Origin of the sequence: Desulfovibrio inopinatus DSM 10711 (genome assembly GCF_000429305.1) — a bacterium.
GTDB classification, from domain to species: domain Bacteria; phylum Desulfobacterota; class Desulfovibrionia; order Desulfovibrionales; family Desulfovibrionaceae; genus Alteridesulfovibrio; species Alteridesulfovibrio inopinatus.
Genome location: NZ_KE386883.1, coordinates 3,890 through 22,184 on the forward strand (window position 1 = coordinate 3,890; position 18,295 = coordinate 22,184).

Consider the following 18,295-nt stretch of genomic DNA (forward strand, 5'->3'; position numbering starts at 1 on the left):
CTGATGGCCACTCACTTGGCCAGACTGATGGCCACTCACAAAAAATATTTTCCAGAAGTCAGATTGCGTCTCGCTTAACCGCCCGACAGAACGCCGTGCTTGAATATATTTTGAGTACTTCCGCTCCCATCATCAAATTTCGCGACATCGCCAACGCCGTTGGCAGCACAGAGACGGCTGTACGCAGTATTTTACGACGACTCCAGGCGCTCGACTATCTTTCATTCCGCAAAGCACGTGATGGGAATATTCAAGGCATAGAAATCACTTTGCATGAAGCGATTTCACGCCCACAGCAGCAACCATATTCACGCTATGCTCCAATTCCATCGACTGGAAACCACAATGTCAGAACGCCAAATATTGCAAAACACAGCGATCGTAACGCGATACAACACAAACTTTTGCATCTCAACGATGATGACATCAATTTCCATTGGGCAAATATATATCGTATCGGATTACGACAGACGCATATACAGCATATTGTTGAACGATTGAACGAAGTGGAAAAGTCATGCTATCGTGTCTTTCTCGCATTGGACCATGCAGATTTCGCTCTTAGTCAAGCAAACACCACGCACAGCACAGATGATACAGACGACAATGCGTCGAATACATTGACAGATATTATCCATACCATTGCCAAAAACGGCTATTACACACGGCCGGATGGCTATATTTCACCGGAAGAACGCGCAGAACTCGACGCTGCAGAAGAAGCACGGCGCCTTGCCCGCGCTCGCCAAGCGCGTGAAGACGCTGAGTTTGATTTGTGACTGACACAGCTTCCCCCCAACGAACGCACAATACGTCTGGAAGGGCAGCAGGGAACGGAACGACAGTGGCTCAAACAGCAATGGAGAGGAGATCACCGCACGAATGACGCATAATTAATATTCGTTTGGTGGTACATTGTACCAATGTCTTTTATATTAAAAATGCGATAAACAGATACGCGTTGTCCATCCCTCCAGGGAACGTCATGTTTGACGAACGGGAGAGCAAGCACAGAGAGGATCTCGTCTGCTTTTTTCTCTATCCGACGAAAAACACGTCAAAAATAGGGAAAAAAGAACGCAAATGGAATGGAATGCAAAGAACGGTCAGACGAGAGGTATTAAGCAAAGGCAGAATGGATACAATGAAGAACACTCACGAGGGGAGACCAAGCCATGAACCTAATTCAATACACTGGAATGATTAATAAAAATAATCATTCAAAAATGAATAATATAATGTTATAAAACAATAAGTTAGCAGGAAACTATATCTGTCACAAGATATTTTATTAAATAGTTGCTCAAAAAAGCGAAACCCCGGTGTTGGCGCACCAGGGTTTCAAAAAAGGGCAACGTAACTTCCCGAACCGGTTCAAAGCTTACCCAGCATCCGGTCGCGGGATCCACCGTCTGAGGAGGTCATCATGTCGAACATCGAAAACGAATGTCCGAACCAGAACCAAAAACCTCAAATGCTTACATGACAAGGAAACCGATCATGTGAGCATGTGGCGTCTTGCTATATCCTCAGCGTGTTCGTCTTCCTTGTAATAAGCATTTGATTCCCTGCTCGTCAAGGTTGATCCTGTATTTCAACAGGACTTCTGCATTTTCTTGATGAGCCAGAAAGGAAAAACAATGTCTTGTTACGTTTTGACACCTCGTTTGATCCCATCTCGCACCGCGGAATGGTTCACGGCACATAAAAGACGTACTGTTCATACGACTCGCCTCGTGGAATGTGATCTGCGCGTTATCGTTATTGATAACCATGGACCCCAACAATGAGAAACGCCGCCCGGAATCGACGGACGGCGTATGGTGAAGACGCCTTACACGTTTTCACGCTCTTTTCATGCGATGCTCATCGCATGACGCGGTCTCGTGTTTCCGGTCTCGCAAGGACCGAACATGACGCAGTTTGCCATCAAAACAGGAAAGTTTTCCAAGAAAGTCACCTGGGGCAATATTCGCCCCGGCGACATTTCTTCATATATTGCCGGAATACATCCATCACGCCTGGCCGGCGGCCAGGAAGGCATCTGGATTGGCGCCAAAACACAGAATGGAAGTTTTTGGCCGATTCTCGACGTTGAAAGTGACGACCACGAGAATGTGGCCGAAAACATCCGAGCGGCACAAACCTTGTTGTGTCATCTTTCTGACTTGGAACTCTTGGACGGGCTGGAAATTCTTGCTACCGGTCGCGGTTTTCGATTTGTGTGGCCGGTGCTCATCCCGCACGAGTACGGCTCCGCCTTCCTCGAACTCCTGAAGGATCTCCCGGGAGTCGACGCAGCGCCCACAAAAAGCGGCAATCCCATCAGATTGTTTGCCTATCGTGGACATCGTAAGCAGGGCGGTGACCTTGATCGACACGATCACATGCTGTCTTCGTGGGTGGACCTGACAGACGCCTATTTCGATGCCGCGGCGTATTGTCGTCTGGTTGCCGGCAAACCCGATCCGCATCGCATCGCGCAATGGGCAACACGCATCGCGCCGGTGAATCCCTTATCGGAACCATGGACACGGCTGCTTCAGAGTTATCAACGCCGTGTCACCATGAAACGCAATGTGGTGTCGTTTCGTCGCCCGCGCAAAGTCGGCATCAACTGGGAGCAGATTCTTGCCGCGGCCGCTCCCTATCAGCCCAGACCACGACACACGCCATACGGCGAAATGTACACGCTCAACGCCTGCCCGGTCTGCGGACGCAAAGACAAGGCCTGGATATCTTCCAATGGCCGTCTCAAATGCTGGCGTTCCTCGTGTGAAGCCGCAGTGTATGACGGAGGCTTGCACCCAGCCCAATGGGTAGAAGGCTACGAAGGCACCACACAGGAGATGGAATCGTTTCACGACGTACGGCAACATCGTACTCTCGATGATGCGCGAAGCGATATCCACAGCGCGCTCCATAGTCATGAGGACATCGTGTTGCGTGTTGATCCCGGTGTTGGCAAGACATTTGCCGCCATTCGCTATGCACTGCACGAGGCGCAACACAAGCTCGTTCTGTTCACGCTCCCCACCAATGGATTAGCCGAAGAAATGGAACAAGCCGCTCTGGACGCCGCTCAAGAGATGGAGCTTGGCGGTCTCGTGAATATTCTGGCACTTCGAGGACGAACGCCCGGCTCCAGTGATCGACGAGACGAGAAAGGGCAGTGCATCGACGCGACATGCTACCGATATGGCGCCGTCAAACAAGCGGCGGACCGCGGATTTTCCCCAGCCCTGACGGTGTGCGCGACATGCCCCCACAATCCCAAACGCAAGGGATGTCTCGATGTCTGCCCGTATTACGACAGCGCCAAGATTCCCCCGTACGGACTCATTTTCACGTCGCATCAAAAAGCGGCCGCGTTGCCGGATGACGTACGTTCGCGGGTCGATGTCTGGTTGGTCGATGAAAACCCGGTGCGCGATATGATTGAAAACCGCATGGTGCTGCCGGGAGCATTGGACAACATCGCCGCTCGATTGCCGGGAAAAAGTGCTCGCGTCATCGAGCAAATTGCCCAATGCGCGAACGAGTTATTACGCACCATGGACGGGACATTCACGTCCGGACGTCTCTATGCCACGACACCACCAGCGCAATGGGGCGATGCCCCCTCGTTATGGAGCTTATGCGCTGTGTCGGAAGAAGAGCGGCAGCGTTTGGCCGACGATCTCGATGCGCTCTACGGCATTCGCGACAATGAAAAGCCGGGTGCCTGGCAACAGCGTATTATGTCTGAAGATGTCTCGCTTGCCGCGTTACGCTGGCTCTGGACCGCGTTGGGGGATCAACATGAAGAAAAGGCGGCGCCGATTGCCTATGTCCACGTTCGGCGACATCACACCCAGCCCATAGAATACCGCACCGTGCGCAATATTGCTCCGGACATGGCGCAAGCGCGTCTGGTCGTTCTGGATGGAACCGGCGACAAGACCGAGCTGGATATGTTGTTCGGGAGAACCTTTCACGAAGTTGACGGCAGCGTCGATATGAGCGGCCGGCGCGTCTGGTTGCGTGTGGGACTCGGCAAACTCAAAGCACGCAAAATGAATCCAGCGGCATTGCGGCGCAAACTGGAAAAATGCCTGCACCATCTCAAACCCACCGATCAACGCGTCCTCATTGCCACACACCTGGCCATTGAAGACACCGTGCTCGACATGGCGCGGTCCATCGACCCGGACCGGGAATTTGCAACCATTCATTACTGGAACAGTCAGGGAACGAACCAGTACGCCCAGTTTGATGCGGTCATCGCCTTTGGAACGCCCACTCCGAATAAAAGCGCGGTGTATGATCATGCCGCCACCTTGTTTGACGACAAAGACCAGCAAGGCGCCTGGATGGAGCGTCTTGGGCAACGCGATCTTGTGCAAGCTCTCCATCGTATTCGGCCCATTCACGGAGAAAAAACCGTCATTGTCATGGGCTCGTCCTGGCCCACGGTCATGGGAGCGCCCGTCATTTACGACCAGCGCCAGGGCAAGAGCGAAGCCATGAGCGAAGCCATTACGCGCGCGCGAACCATGATGGACGGGCTCGGGGTCTATCTGCCCGACCTCATGCCATATTTTGGGGTAGGATTTCGCGGACGTCACAAGGAGGTAGAGGCCGCATTGGCGGAACTCAACGAAAGTGCCAAAACAACCGTGTGCATTCTTATACAGCGTTTTCTTAGAATCCACACGACTGAAAACGGACTTTCTCGGGTTATTCTTTCAGACACTCATGCCGCATCGAGTATCCTGGAAGCCATGAAACAAGACGGTCATCCGGAATTGCGCTGGCGCTTGAAGGGCTCAACGTATTGGAACAACGCCGTGGGCTATATCGAAGCCTTCATGGATGTTTGCCAGGCGCTGGGCATAGATACCGAACAGCTTGAAATCGAAGGAAAATTTATGACGCCAGCAGACGACAACGTTGCCGGCAATGTGCTGTATGCCCGTTCGGGACGCCATTTACTCCCAGATTCCAGCCTCGTGGCGTCACACGCCATGCCGCTTGATACAACTCGCTGGGCCGATCCGCCGAATGGAATGCAGCGACGAAAGCGATATGGTTGTTTTTGATAGGGGAGGGGGATGTTTTTGACACGAATAAGCATTCTTGTGTCATGTTCAAGTTAAATGCTATTTTCTTATTACCTGAATTTGGATGTCCTTTGGTCTTCTTTTTTCAAGTTCCTGTGTTCCAAGAGTTTCATAAAAATTTTTTCGAATAGTCTTCAGTTTGCCTGGTACAATATCAAACATCACGGGATCGCCTCTTTTGCTGCAGAGCAGCATAATTTTTATTGCCATAAAAAAAGGGAAGTAGTCTTTTGCGGGCTTATTGAAAATAACTTTTGTCTGGTCAGCTCCGTCCCACGTTGGAGATACAAAAGGAAACCCATCCTCCATATGATGTTGCGGAAAATTGAGAGGAGGAAACATAGAAATGTTCTTATCTTGAACTTTTACAAAAGCCTCATAGTCTTGAGCATGTTCCCAAAAGCGTTCAGGGTATTGAAGATACGCGTTGTCTACAGAAAAACCAGCCATCATTGCGAGTTCAGAGAATGTTTTGAATGTAAACCAGCGCACGTGATCTTCATTCCAGTAGCCATGAGTTCCAAGAGGCCAGTTTCCATGCATCAGCGCAAAAGGCACTTCCCAATATTGGGCATTTGGAGAGACGAGGATGATTTTTCCATCATCAGAGAGATATTTATTGATAATGCCAAGAAACTTCCAAGGGTTATAGATGTGTTCTAAAACGTCATGCAGTATAATCCAATTGAAATAGTTGAAGTATTTTTCTGGCAAGTCTTCATTGACAAGATCAATATTCCATGCGCCATCAAGTTCCTTTTCAACGTCAGGCCGTGGTCTCAACTCAAGGCCATAACACTCAGTACAGCCCTTGTTGTAAATGAGATTCATCAACAACCAGCCATCTCCATAGCCGATATCAAGAATTTTTGAAGAGTTCTCTGGAATCAAGTCGTAGGCTTCGTTTCGGTGTAATCCATCGTTGAGTAACTTTGTAATCTCTTCAGAAGGAGTTTTATGCATTATCAACCCGCTTGTATAAAAATATGGCTATGCCATTCGCTCCGAATTTACTTTGGAGCAGGCTATAAGCAAACGATCAAAACCTTGGTCGCGCCACCAGCGTCAATTGAGGTGGTAGTAGTATTCATTCCGATATTTTTGCAAGTTCTTCTTTTTAACGCCGTGATACGTCCTGAGAATACACGCTTTTGCATTGGAAACGACGATGTTGATGCATTTCAAAAAGGAAAAATTGGGTTCTTCATCTACGTGGTATACAACGTCTGAGATGTGTTCATGATCAATGCCTTTTGTAGACTTCGCTGCGATGTCCAACCTCAACGACCAAGATAATAAGCTGATCGTCTTCAATTTTTGCCAGTATGCGATAATCACCAACACGATACCGCCAGAAGTCCCCAAGAGGACCGGACAAGCATTTGCCAAGGTTGCGCGGTTCCGTTGTGGTACGTTCAAGAAGGAATTTAATGATCCGGTTAGCGGTCTTCTTATCTATCTTTGAAAGCGCCTTTTCCGCTTTGGGTGTAAATTTAATCTCCCAGGCCAAGGCGATTCACCACGTCTTCAGCAGGAATGCTTTCCTCTTTATTTGCTCTGAACTCTGCATATGATTCAGCCGCTAAGTAATAGTCTTCGAGGTCTTCGAGATGTGCAAGGATTGCTTCACGGGCGTAAAATGTTTTGGTTCGACCTGTTTTTTGGGCCAAATTTTCAAGGCGTTGCTCAATTTCTTTCGGTATGCGTATCGCAAGCATAACTGGCCCTCCTTGATATACTTGTATAGCGATTATATGCAAATTTGTCTACTTCTCTTATCTTTTTCTGGCCCGAGAGAACGCCAGGGGCAAGGCCGTTACGGTGTTCTGCGAGGCGTTAGAATCCTCACTCAAACCGGTCATACATTGCGTGATGACACTCTTTGAGAAAGACTAACATTTCAGCATAATCACCATTTTCATAGAATCGGATCATTTTTTCATTATATTCAATCTGCCGTTTGGCTGGAATCGAGAGCGGTGGAAATCCATAGCTCATCACATGCCCATTCAGCATGAGTAAGCCCGTTCGTTTATTCCCATCGTAAAAAAACTGGTTACGCGCAAAATCTAAATGCAGCCTGTAAGCCTGCTCACAAATATCATGCAATTTTTTGATATGTATGAGCATTTCCGAGAAGTTTTTGTCGAGAGTTTCAGCACGAGGTGGTGTATACTCCGTTCCAGCTATCCCAACTTGACCAGACCGAAATTGCCCTATTTCAAGCACTTCATCTTTGGCTATAATCGCTTGAATTGAACAAGCAATTTCTTTTGATAGAGAAAAAGTATCAGTTGAAACGAATGTAATAATTTTTTCCCATCCTAAAATTTGCTGCTTTAATTTCTCTTCGTCTGTAATTTTATGACCGCCTACTGTAATGCCTTGAATGTAGGTTTGCACCTCTGGCATCGTAAACGGCATTCCTTCGAGTTTTTGAATATCAAAAACAAGTTCAGAAAATACTTTCCTGGCTATAAATAGCGCTTTCTTTTTGTTTTGTTTCATCATTATATTTTTTGCCAAGTCGTTCTTGGCAGAATGTACAAATATTTTCTCCTTGTATCTTTGCAGACACCTTACATTGGGGTGAAATATTTGTAAGCGCTCACGGGGGATGGACAAATATCAAACAATGCACGTGTGGAGAAGCTTGAAGCGAGACAGAATCAAGATTCCTCCAATTTCAACGAGCCTCCGTCAACCAACTGATAGCCCTTTCAAGCCCAAACAGACAAGTTCCCCAAAGGCCAAGTGGAAAGGCTCTCGGCAACAATGGGTCAAAACTGTTGGAGAAAACGTCAACGGCTTGACGGCTTAATAATTAACCCGTAACAATTTGACATCTCTACAGGATTGACAGCAAAAATTCATTCTATCATTCACTGTATGAGTAATTTGCTGATAAAAAATGTATGAGTTCGGCAATACTGTGTACTCCCTTAGAAAAATCAATTTTTTTTGGGGGGAGGACAACTTTTCCATGTCGAGAATGGTTCACTGATAACTATATCAATAAAAAACGAGAATATTTCCTTAACAAGTCCGTTGAGCCAAAACAGCGTTCATATAAAAATATGTGGCTATGCCATTTGCTCCGAAATTCCCACCGACTTTACTTTGGAGCAGGCCATAAGCAAGCGATCAAATACTTGGTCACGCCACCAGCGCCGATTGAACCGGTAACAGTTTCATTCAGGTATTTTGGAAAGTGCTTCTTTTGCACATTGTGATATGTTCCGGGAACAAACGTTTTTGCATTGGAAACAACGATGTTGATCCATTTTAAAAAGGAAAAATTGGTTCTTCATTTACGAGATATTAAGGCCAGAAATATCACGTTTATCTGATATCATAAGGAAGGTATCTCGAAACCATTTGAGGAGCGGCGTTCTTGTTTTATGCAGCATAGTCTCTGCTGTGAGTGACGTTTGATATGTACACTTTTTACATTGGAATACTGTCCGCATTTCGGGCATTCAAACCCATGAAGTCAACGAAATGAATACAACCTTTGCTCACAGGCAGCCTCGTTTGGATATCTTTTTTGAAAACCAAAGAAACGTATGTTTTCATACTGTTTGGGTATAGCAGGTCTCCACTTCGAGGATTATTCAAGAAAGAATCACTCTTCGGACCTCAAATCTCCACATGAAAATAATACAATAAATTAATATAATTATTATTTATTTAGACAGATAGTGGTCTCTTTCATGGAGAGAGTCATAGAAAAAGATTACTTCCACCTCCAACCTGGAACAAAGATTGCTGAAACACACAACAGAAAGTATTTTTTGGTTAAGCCGTCAATATATTGACCCGATACGAAAACAGACCCAAATACCTGGAATGACATCTTGAGCGCACATAAAATACTCTCTCTGGAATGCTTGAAAAAAGAGCTCTCAACAGCAAGAGAGGCGAATACAATCGTCCATTGCCATGGTGTTTTCGATATATTGCACCCTGGGCACATTCGCCATCTTAAACAGGCCAAAGAGATGGGAGACCTTCTCGTTGTTACCATCACGCCGGACCATTATGTGAATAAAGGTCCGGATCGCCCAGTATTTAATGCTGAATATCGTGCAGAGGTTCTTGCTGCTCTTGGCATGGTCGACTATGTTTCGGTCAATAAATGGCCTACAGCCGTTGAGCTTATACAATATCTACAGCCCCATTTTTATGTAAAAGGGGATGAATACAGCGTTGCGGAAAAGGATATTACAGGGAAGATTGTCGATGAAGAAGAAGCGGTCAAATCCGTCGGTGGAGAACTCAAATTTACCTATGATGTCGTCTTCAGCTCATCCAACCTTGCAAACCGTTGTTTTCCACAACTCTCTGAAAATGGAAAAAAATTTATAGCAGACTTCACCTCAAAGCACTCCAAGGAAGAGATTTTGAATGATTTGAAATCTCTTCAAGATCTCAAGGTGCTGGTCATTGGTGAAACCATCATTGACGAATACAATTTTTGCGACACGTTGGGGAAGTCCGGCAAAGAACCTATCATCGCCTCCAAACTCCTCTGGACGGAAAAATATATTGGCGGAATCCTCGCTATTGCCAACCACGTGGGGTCGTTTACGGACAATGTTGAGCTTGTCACCCAGCTCGGCGAGGTCGACTCCCAGATCGAGTTCATCAACGAAAAATTACGAACCAATATCACGCAACACTTTTTGCCTATCCGTCAAGCTCCCACCATTGTCAAAAGTCGTTTCGTAGAGCGATATCCTTTTCAAAAGCTTTTCGAGGTCTATACCATCAGTAATTGCGATCCGACTCCCGAAGACGCGAAGGATCTCTATGAAAAGATGGAAGAATTGGTCCCTCAAGCAGATTTGGTCATTGTTGCCGATTATGGACACGGCATGCTGCTGCCGGAACATAGAAATCTTCTCTCGGAAAAAGCAAAGTTCCTCGCCATGAACACCCAGCAAAATGCTGGAAACCAAGGTTTTCACGTTTTTTCAGCTTACTCGAGGGCAGACTTCATATCCATTTCAGAAAATGAATTGAGATTGGAGGCGCGTTGCCGTTCACGAAGAATTGAAGATCTCATTAAAGAGGCCTCCGAGAAATGTTCATGCAGTAAGGTGCTTATCACCCAGGGTGAAAAAGGCTGTATTTGCTATGATCAGGAAACAGGCTTCGTTAAAATTCCGGCATTTACTCAAAAAGTCGTCGACCGCATTGGCGCCGGTGACACCGTTTTATCTATAGCCTCCATGTGTGCCGCCAAAGGAATGCCTGCAGATGTCATTGGCTTTCTCGGCAGCGTTGCCGGAGCGCAGGCAGTTGGAGACATGTGCAACAAGAGCTTTCTGGATAAGGTTGCTTTTGGAAAACACATTACTTCCCTTTTGTCATAAGGAAGACATTATGTCCTCACTCATGCGAGCACAACACTATTTTTCCGAATTGGGAAGGCTTCTTGCTGCCACCGAAGTAACCAATAGTAGCGGAGAATCTCTTGATTTTCAGGAAGCTACAGATCGAGCAGCCCAATTTATTCATTCTTTACGTCAAAGAAGTGGTGTTGTTGCTATAATTGGCAATGGAGGGAGTTCAGCCATTGCTTCACATATGCAAAACGATTTGGTGGCAGCGTCCTTACGGGCCGTTTGCATGCATGATCCTGCTATTTTATCCGCGACAGCCAATGATTTTGGTTACGAGCGGAGCTTTGAGCGTCCTATGAATCATTGGGTTCAAAAAGGCGATGTGCTCATAGCCATCAGCAGCTCCGGACAATCACACAATATTCTCAACGCTGTTCAAAAGGCATCACAGAATAATGGGTATATTATTACTATGTCCGGCTTTAAAAAGGACAATCCCTTGCGTCAGCTCGGTGATTTGAATTTCTATGTTCCGGATGCAGTATACGGCACGGTGGAGTCAGTCCATGGATGCATTGGCCACTACCTCACTGACCTTATTCAGCAAATAGCGCAAATGGAGGTATAGTATGGTATTCTGGATTGTAGTCGCTCTCGTGCTGATATGCGTTGTCGCATGTGGCATACTCAGAATTCGGCACAACAAAAAAAAGAAAACATTTCAAGATATTTATCCACTCTTCTAAATCATGTTCGATCAGATCTACACCACTGCCGCTCACATTCTGTTTGGAGTGTTCATCGGCTTTATCCTCCTCAATGTTCTTGCATGGGCTCTGATCCAAATCATCCCCAAAAAGCGGCTTGTTCTGAGCCGTGACCGTATACGCTGGGCTCCACCCAAAATTCTGTCTCTCTACGAAACCGGTGATAACTATACGTGGTTCGGTTTGAAAAGTGAGGAGGAGTTCCAAGCCTACTGGCAGGAATCGTTCCCAAGCGCCATTAATATCGCCTATGAAGCGTTTTCTGAATTTCAACATCATGAACGGACAGGGAAATATTGGAATGTCTCACCACATGGCTTTCGTCATGGCTTAGACCAAGGCCCCTGGCCGCCTCATCCTGATAACTACAACATTTTTTTCTTTGGAGGCTCAACCGCCTACCATATAGGTCCAGACTGGACGAGTATCGCCTCCCAGCTCCAAAAAAATCTTGGCACATTGGCCGACAAACCGGTCAAGGTCTACAATTTTGGACGTTGTGCGTTTTTTTCCACTCAAGAAAAAGTACTTTTTCTTCAATTGCTTTCCAATGGGTACACCCCAGACCTTGCTCTTTTTCTTGATGGTCTCAATGATTCGATCAAGGTAGACCTCGAAACTGCTACTTCGACGTTGTACAAAGAACTTCTTCGTGAGCGTTCGAGTCAACAAAAAGAACTTTCCGAATTCCAGCTCCAATCCAAAACGCGCTGGATTCGTCTGAAGTTATTTCTTCTTTCCCTCCCTGTAACGCGATTACTTGAAAAAGGGATGGATTTGTTGTCTCCAGCAGAGGTTGATGATGCGGTACACCATAGACAAAAGTACACAGCATATTCATCAACAGACATAGATAAAATAGTACATCGTATATTAACAAACTATCAGCAGATTGTCCTTTTGGCAGATCACTATGGAGTGACTCCCTTCTTTGTTGTTCAGCCTGTCCCCGCTTACAAGTATGATCTTCGTTACCACCAAGGCATGGTGTATGGTCTGGGACTCAATGAAGCCGTTAAAGACGTCTATCCACAGCTTCTGCCTGCATTGAAAAACAGTTCGTTTGCAAAAAACACCATCGACCTTTCAGCAATACAAGAAGGTTCAACGAAAAACCATTATATAGATGAAGCGCACTATACGGCACCATTTGCCAATGAAATAGCACTTCAAATTGCTGAAAATATCAAACAACATCCACTCTTACAAAGAGAGAACCAAAGGAAATAGCTCCCATGTTGGATATGATAGCATATAGGCAATACGAAACCATAGCCCGTGCTGCGCTTCCCAATTGGCAGATTGCCCAACGTCATAACCTGGACCATTTTGAAAAGACGGGTTTTCCTGTTCGTCTGACAACGCTGGCGGAAACACGCCAATTGTTCGATACCATGCAGGAGCATGGTTTCGCCAAATACCAGGAGGACTTTGGGGGCTTGAGCGAAGCGGATTTTACGACGTTAGTAGAAACGTGTGCCGCTTTGATCAATTTCCAACTCGTCCACTATCCTGAGCAGACTCCGCTTGTTCCTGTAGATACAGCGCTGGCAGCTTTGTGTTCTTGGAAGTACATAACAGGTCTGCAACCGAATCTTCGTTCGGTCTTGGAAATCGGCCCCGGCTGCGGCTTTCTTTCTCTTTTCGCCTCCCGTTTCCAACAGCTCGACAACTATTCCACGGTCGAATGCTGCGAAAGTTTTTACCTGCTTCAACACTACATCAATATTTTTGCCTTTGGCCAAGAATTCAGCCAAATGGCTTTTCCTCCCCGCACAGCCAATTATTACATACGTCCTGATGATGATCTTGTTGATTCCTTCACTTTAGCCGAAGGATTGCGCCCCAGGCGTCGAGCTTTTCAATATCCATGGTGGCGACTGCGCACTCTGCGGCAAACCGAAGAAAAATTCGACGTCATTGTCTCGAACTCGAATCTTCTTGAGTTCAATGCCGAGGCTTTGCAAGACTATCTGGAACTTTTCAAAGAAAAAGTGGCTGATAACGGCATCATCTTTGTTCAAGGATTCGGTTTCGAAACGCCTGAAAAGAATAAAGGCTATCTTTTCAAGCGACTCTATGAACGGGGAATTGCACCCATGTTCGTGACCCTCGGCTCCTTGTCCAAAGACAGGACGTTTTGGGCCGGAACAACACAAGGGGATTGCTCCTTCATTACAGAAGGTGATGTCAGAACGTTCGGCAGTGATTTCGCGGTACTGATTACCGAACGTCACGAGAGATTTGCAGAGTGCTATGATATGGCACACTACAAAAATGCATTCAGTGTGGATGACCCTCGCCTCGGTTGTTTTTTCAGTCCACCGCCTGCGGATGCAAAGCAATATTCCAAGAAGGATATCGTTAAAGCCGCTTGCGAACTGGTTATGCAACAAGGCTAAAGGAAAACAGGATGCATTTTATCCATTCTCCCGGCCAATTACCCGATGGGCGCCGGATATGCATTTACGGCATGGGCACACGCGGAGCGGAACTCTTTCAAGCAATATCCGAAACAACGGATTTAGACGTGCTGTGTTTTGTCGATTCGTTCACATCAAGTGAATATCTCGGCAAGCCAGTGCATAAACTGGATACATTTGCTCGATTGTACGAGCCTCAGAAAGACTATGTCGTTATTGCTTCGGCCTTTTATGCGGAAATTTCCATAGGCCTCGTTCAGGCTGGAATTCATGAGTGGAGTGTTTACGAAGAACTTCCTGACATGGGGGAAGCACGCAACAGCGCAGGCTCCATGTTCCAACGATGTTCCAATCCTTTAGGATATCGTGACCACGAAACCATGGCTAAAAAGAGTCTGCCGAATTGGCGCATTGCACAACGACATAACCTGGATCACTTCGAGAGATTCGGCTTTCCGGTACGTATTTCCACGTTTCAGGAAACGCGCCCGCTTCTGAACACCATGCAAGAAGGGCGGTTTGAGAAACTTCAAGATGAGTTGGGCGGTTTAGAGCCTGCCGATGTGACAACGCTGAGAGATGCCTGTATTGAGCTTGTGACATTTCAAAGGCGCCACTATCCTGGCAACAATGTTGTGATTCCCTTGGATACAATGTTGGCGATGCTCGTCGTCTATAAAAAGCTCACAGCCGTTGCTCCCGGTTTTCGCTCCATACTGGAAGTTGGGCCGGGGTGTGGATACTTGTCTTTTTTTCTCAAGGGACACCCAGGCCTGCAAAATTATACGTTAACGGAAAGCTGCGAGAGTTTTTATATTTTGCAAGACGCGGTCAATCGCCATGTTTTTGGCGAAGGTTTTCAGCAAATGATCCACGCTGAACCTGTCGAAGAATGGTTTATCCGTGATGACGATCCGTTGCAGAAGGTCTTTACCATGACGTCCATGGAAGCTGTAAAGAAAGCCCGACATTATCCTTGGTGGAGACTGGGTGACATTGCGGCCTCTCAAAATAGTTTTGATGTCGTCAACTCCAATGCAAATCTCCTCGAATTCAACCCTGATGCCTTACGGGACTATTTGAGTCTGTTTCATCGTACAGTAAAGGCTGAAGGTGTCTTTTTTGTCCATTGTTTTGGATGTGAAACTCCGGAAAAAAATAGACTGTACCTCTACGAAAATCTTTATCAAGCCGGATTCGCCCCACTTTTCATTTCCCATGGAGCACACATCAAAGCCAGGGAAGCATGGCAGATGCATATAGCTGGGCAGTGCGAATGCATTCAGTCTCATGATGCAAGAAAATTTGTTGTTGGCCATGGTGTCTTTGTCAAAGAAGGGCATCCTCTGTTTGCTTCCAACTACTCCAAGGATAATTACAAAGATATGTATATAACTGATTTTACAGGTATAGAGACCTTTTTTAAATCGCCATCCGAGAAAAGTAGATTCTATTCCAAAGAAGAGATCATTTCCACGATTCATGAGCAATTGCATGTTGCCATGCAGGAGAAAAAGGCATGAACACCGCAAGGAAAGTTTCTCTGGTTGTGCCCACGTACAACCAGGCGTCATACCTGGGTGCCTGTCTGGACTCCATTATGTTCCAGGATTACCCCAATATAGAAATTGTTATCGTCAACGATTGCTCCACAGATGCAACGCGGGAAGTCATTGAGGACTTCGTGGCTGCTGTTCCCACCGAAATGGTTTCCTATGCTTCGTATTTCAACGAAGACACCGGCAATATTGAACGGACGGAACACCATCGATATCCTCAGAAAGGCCGTGAAATCGTCGTTATACATAACGAGCAAAATATGGGGTCCACGCGGACATACAATCGTGGTTTTCAAGCGACGACCGGCGAATATTGTACATACATCGCTTCTGACGATATGTGCCACCCTCAAATGATCTCAGAACTTGTTGCCCCTCTTGATCGGGACGAAGCCGATTTTTGCTATTCGGATATGTTCATTTTCAACGATCAAGGACGAATTCTTCGGGAATTCAACGTTCCCGAATATTCTTTTGAAGCGTGTTTTACGAATTGGTATCTCTGCGGCGTCTCCAAACTCTACCGCCGCACACTCCATGAAGAGTTTGGTTGGTATAATAACGATTACCTTGCCAACGATCATGAATTGTATCTTCGTCTGGCCCTTGGTGGTGTTCGCTTTAAGCATGTTCCCAAGACATTGTATTCCGTCCGCATCCATGAAAATCGGGAAGTCGGCGTACACAGCTCTTCCAACTGGACAAAACTCTTGAATGAATCGCGCTCTCTGGTACAGGCGGCACGCCGAGCGATTGCTGAAGAAAAGATTGGAGGCAAATAATGGCGGTTTGTCTGGTTACAGGAGCAGGAGGCCTCATAGGGAGCTGCACAGCTCGCTTCATGGCCGAGCAAGGATTTGATGTCGTTGGAGTGGACAACGACATGCGTAGTTACTTTTTCGGTAATGAAAGTTCTACCAAGTGGAATATTACAAGCCTTTCTTCCAGCCTCACACGGTATACCCACTGCGAGAACGATATTCGCGATCAAGCCGCCATGGAGCGCCTTTTTGTTCACTACGGCAAAAATATACAAGCGATTGTCCATGCCGCTGCACAACCCTCTCACGATTGGGCAGCCCGAGAGCCGTTGACGGACTTTTCCATCAATGCTTCCGCCACGGTCTTGCTGCTGGAACTCACGCGCAAGCATTGCCCAGAGGCACCTTTTATCTTTACCTCGACCAATAAAGTATACGGGGATACACCGAATAGCCTTCCTCTGAGAGAGACCGATACCCGTTTTACTGTAGAGCCGTCACATCCCTACTCTCAGCACGGGATAGATGAGTCCATGTCCATTGACGTGAGCACGCACAGCGTCTTTGGCGCGTCAAAAGTCGCGGCTGATGTCATGGTTCAAGAGTATGGGCGCTATTTTGATATGAATACGGTGTGCTTTCGAGGGGGGTGCCTTACCGGAGCCGACCATTCCGGAGCGCAACTGCACGGCTTTTTGTCGTATCTCATCAAGTGCGGCGTCAACAGAACCCCGTATACGGTGTTTGGCTACAAGGGCAAACAGGTACGCGATAACATTCACGCCCAGGATCTGATTACCATGTTCTGGGAGTACATCCAAAATCCCCGTCCGGGAGAAGTCTACAATGCTGGCGGCGGCGTGCATTCCAATTGCTCTGTATTGGAGGCGATCACGCTGTTCGAGGAAGTGATGGGAATCCCCTTCAACTTTTCCTACCAAGACCAAAACAGAGTTGGAGATCACCTCTGGTGGATCAGCGATGTCAGGAAATTCCGTCAGCACTATCCAAACTGGAGCTATACCTATGACCTGCGCGCCATTTTTACGGAGATGGCAACCATCATCAAGGAACGAGGGAAAAATTGAGCGACGCACAGCGTTTTTTCTGGCTTGAAGAGGCCCAGCAGACGTACCTGCAGAAGACGTTTTTTGACGTGCCCATGCCCAGAGGACGAGAAGAGCTTGTCTATCGATCCGCATTGCAACATATGGATCAGCGGATAGTGGACGGCAAAAAACATATCGTCTTCAACTCATATTACTTGCAACCCGCTGTCTGCAAAAAAGCATGGGCATTACAAAAGACAGGCAAGTATTTTCTCACGTTCGTTGGCTGCTGCATACGCCAAGATCATGCTCCGCTCCGGTTCTTTGACCAGTGCTATGAGGCTGAGGATTACGATGAGTTGTATAGCATACTCGCGTCCTCCGCTCCGTGGGCTATATCTTCTGTTATTCAGCCGCTTATCAATGGTGCCATTGCTGTGGAAGCGGCCCAGAAAAACGGGTCGTTGGCTATTATCGATATCAATGATTCCGTGTACTACATGAACAACGATCCCTTTAGCTTTGAATGCATGCTCGAAGCGAAGATTCTTGATCAGAGTGCGGCCATCGTTCACAAGATGCCCAACTGGGGCGTTGACAAAATGCGCGATGCCTGGCGCTTCAATACCCCGGATTGGCAAATTCACAGTCTTCCGGAGCCGGAGCTGTTTCAGCCGTGTAGTGAATACGACGGGACACGTAACCCAAAATTTGTTTTTGCGGGCGGGATCATTCCGTACCATATCGCTATTACGAAGGGACATGAAAACCACATCATGACTCCGCTGATCCATGACATTTGCGGCAACGAAGGTGATATGACGTTCGTTGTGAACCAAAACGCCCGCAATATGTTCTGGGAAGAGCATAAGCGCTATATTGATTTTCAGGATGTCTACCCCAATTTTTCGTTTCAAAAAGGTGTTCCGTTTTTCGAACTGCCCGCGAAATTGGCCGCGCACGATTTTGCCATTTACTGGGAGAACATTCCTGAATCCAGCTATAACCCCGATCATTTCGCTATCAACATGGCAACCAAGATTTTCAGTTATGTTGAAGCCGGACTCCCCATTCTGGTGCATACCAAAGCACCGTACATCCTCAAGACCGTCATGGATAACGGGTTTGGCCTCACTTATGAGCTTAACGACTTGGCGAAGGCCCCAAAACTTGCTCGGGATTGTGACTATGCGTCATTGTGCGACAAGCTGAACGCATACAGAAACAGCGTCAACAGCGATCTGGCCAAGGCGCAGCTTGAACAGATATTTGCAATCGAATAAGGA

General features: G+C 46.9%; 13 protein-coding genes and 1 pseudogene. 10 read left to right on the forward strand and 4 right to left on the reverse strand.

The features are described from left to right. Together G451_RS31895 and G451_RS0126030 are read left to right on the forward strand one after the other, a co-directional pair. Window positions 1-779 (forward strand): annotated as a pseudogene (locus G451_RS31895) (hypothetical protein); the annotation flags it as partial. 1,134 nt (window positions 780-1,913) lie between these two features. Then, window positions 1,914-5,081, forward strand: coding sequence for a DEAD/DEAH box helicase family protein (locus G451_RS0126030; protein WP_027186520.1), 3,168 nt, complete (start codon window positions 1,914-1,916; stop codon window positions 5,079-5,081). Window positions 5,082-5,141: 60 nt separating this feature from the next. Here the strand turns inward: G451_RS0126030 and G451_RS0126035 are convergent, their stop codons facing one another. The 4 genes from G451_RS0126035 to G451_RS0126055 all read right to left on the reverse strand — a co-directional run bounded on the left by G451_RS0126035 (window position 5,142) and on the right by G451_RS0126055 (window position 7,613). After that, window positions 5,142-6,065 carry a class I SAM-dependent methyltransferase gene (locus G451_RS0126035; RefSeq protein WP_027186521.1) on the reverse strand — a complete coding sequence of 308 codons (924 nt, stop codon included), beginning with the start codon at window positions 6,063-6,065 and terminating at the stop codon, window positions 5,142-5,144. 280 nt (window positions 6,066-6,345) lie between these two features. Beyond that, a complete protein-coding gene (locus G451_RS0126045; RefSeq protein WP_027186523.1) occupies window positions 6,346-6,612 on the reverse strand; it encodes a type II toxin-antitoxin system RelE family toxin in 267 nt (88 codons plus the stop codon). After that, window positions 6,596-6,820, reverse strand: a complete 225-nt coding sequence (gene relB, locus G451_RS0126050) for a type II toxin-antitoxin system RelB family antitoxin (RefSeq protein WP_027186524.1) — start codon at window positions 6,818-6,820, stop codon at window positions 6,596-6,598. The genes G451_RS0126045 and relB overlap by 17 nt, the downstream gene beginning before the upstream one ends. A gap of 127 nt (window positions 6,821-6,947) precedes the next feature. Then, on the reverse strand, window positions 6,948-7,613 hold the full coding sequence (locus G451_RS0126055) for a Fic family protein (RefSeq protein ID WP_245587878.1): 666 nt from the start codon (window positions 7,611-7,613) through the stop codon (window positions 6,948-6,950). Window positions 7,614-8,959: 1,346 nt separating this feature from the next. Here G451_RS0126055 and G451_RS31900 point away from each other — a divergent pair. The 8 genes from G451_RS31900 (at window position 8,960) to G451_RS0126105 (ending at window position 18,292) form a co-directional block, all read left to right on the forward strand. Beyond that, window positions 8,960-10,480: a PfkB family carbohydrate kinase gene (locus tag G451_RS31900; protein ID WP_034644203.1), complete on the forward strand. Its 1,521-nt coding sequence runs from the start codon at window positions 8,960-8,962 to the stop codon at window positions 10,478-10,480. Between the two features lie 10 nt (window positions 10,481-10,490). After that, window positions 10,491-11,078: a D-sedoheptulose-7-phosphate isomerase gene (locus G451_RS0126070; RefSeq protein ID WP_027186526.1), complete on the forward strand. Its 588-nt coding sequence runs from the start codon at window positions 10,491-10,493 to the stop codon at window positions 11,076-11,078. Between the two features lie 121 nt (window positions 11,079-11,199). Further along, window positions 11,200-12,447: a hypothetical protein gene (locus G451_RS0126080; protein ID WP_027186527.1), complete on the forward strand. Its 1,248-nt coding sequence runs from the start codon at window positions 11,200-11,202 to the stop codon at window positions 12,445-12,447. A 5-nt stretch (window positions 12,448-12,452) separates the two neighbouring features. Next, the gene (locus tag G451_RS0126085; protein WP_027186528.1) at window positions 12,453-13,619 is read left to right on the forward strand and encodes a hypothetical protein; all 1,167 of its coding nucleotides are present in this window, start codon (window positions 12,453-12,455) and stop codon (window positions 13,617-13,619) included. A gap of 11 nt (window positions 13,620-13,630) precedes the next feature. Continuing rightward, window positions 13,631-15,163 (forward strand): hypothetical protein, encoded by a 1,533-nt coding sequence (locus G451_RS0126090; protein ID WP_027186529.1) that lies wholly within the window; start codon window positions 13,631-13,633, stop codon window positions 15,161-15,163. Next, entirely contained in the window at window positions 15,160-15,981 is an 822-nt protein-coding gene (locus G451_RS0126095) for a glycosyltransferase family 2 protein (RefSeq protein ID WP_027186530.1), read from the forward strand. The genes G451_RS0126090 and G451_RS0126095 overlap by 4 nt, the downstream gene beginning before the upstream one ends. Next, window positions 15,981-17,048 carry an NAD-dependent epimerase/dehydratase family protein gene (locus G451_RS0126100; RefSeq protein WP_027186531.1) on the forward strand — a complete coding sequence of 356 codons (1,068 nt, stop codon included), beginning with the start codon at window positions 15,981-15,983 and terminating at the stop codon, window positions 17,046-17,048. Before G451_RS0126095 ends, G451_RS0126100 begins: the two co-directional genes overlap by 1 nt. Further along, complete coding sequence (locus G451_RS0126105; RefSeq protein WP_027186532.1) at window positions 17,045-18,292, forward strand: glycosyltransferase; 1,248 nt, start codon at window positions 17,045-17,047, stop codon at window positions 18,290-18,292. Before G451_RS0126100 ends, G451_RS0126105 begins: the two co-directional genes overlap by 4 nt. Window positions 18,293-18,295: the final 3 nt, after the last annotated feature.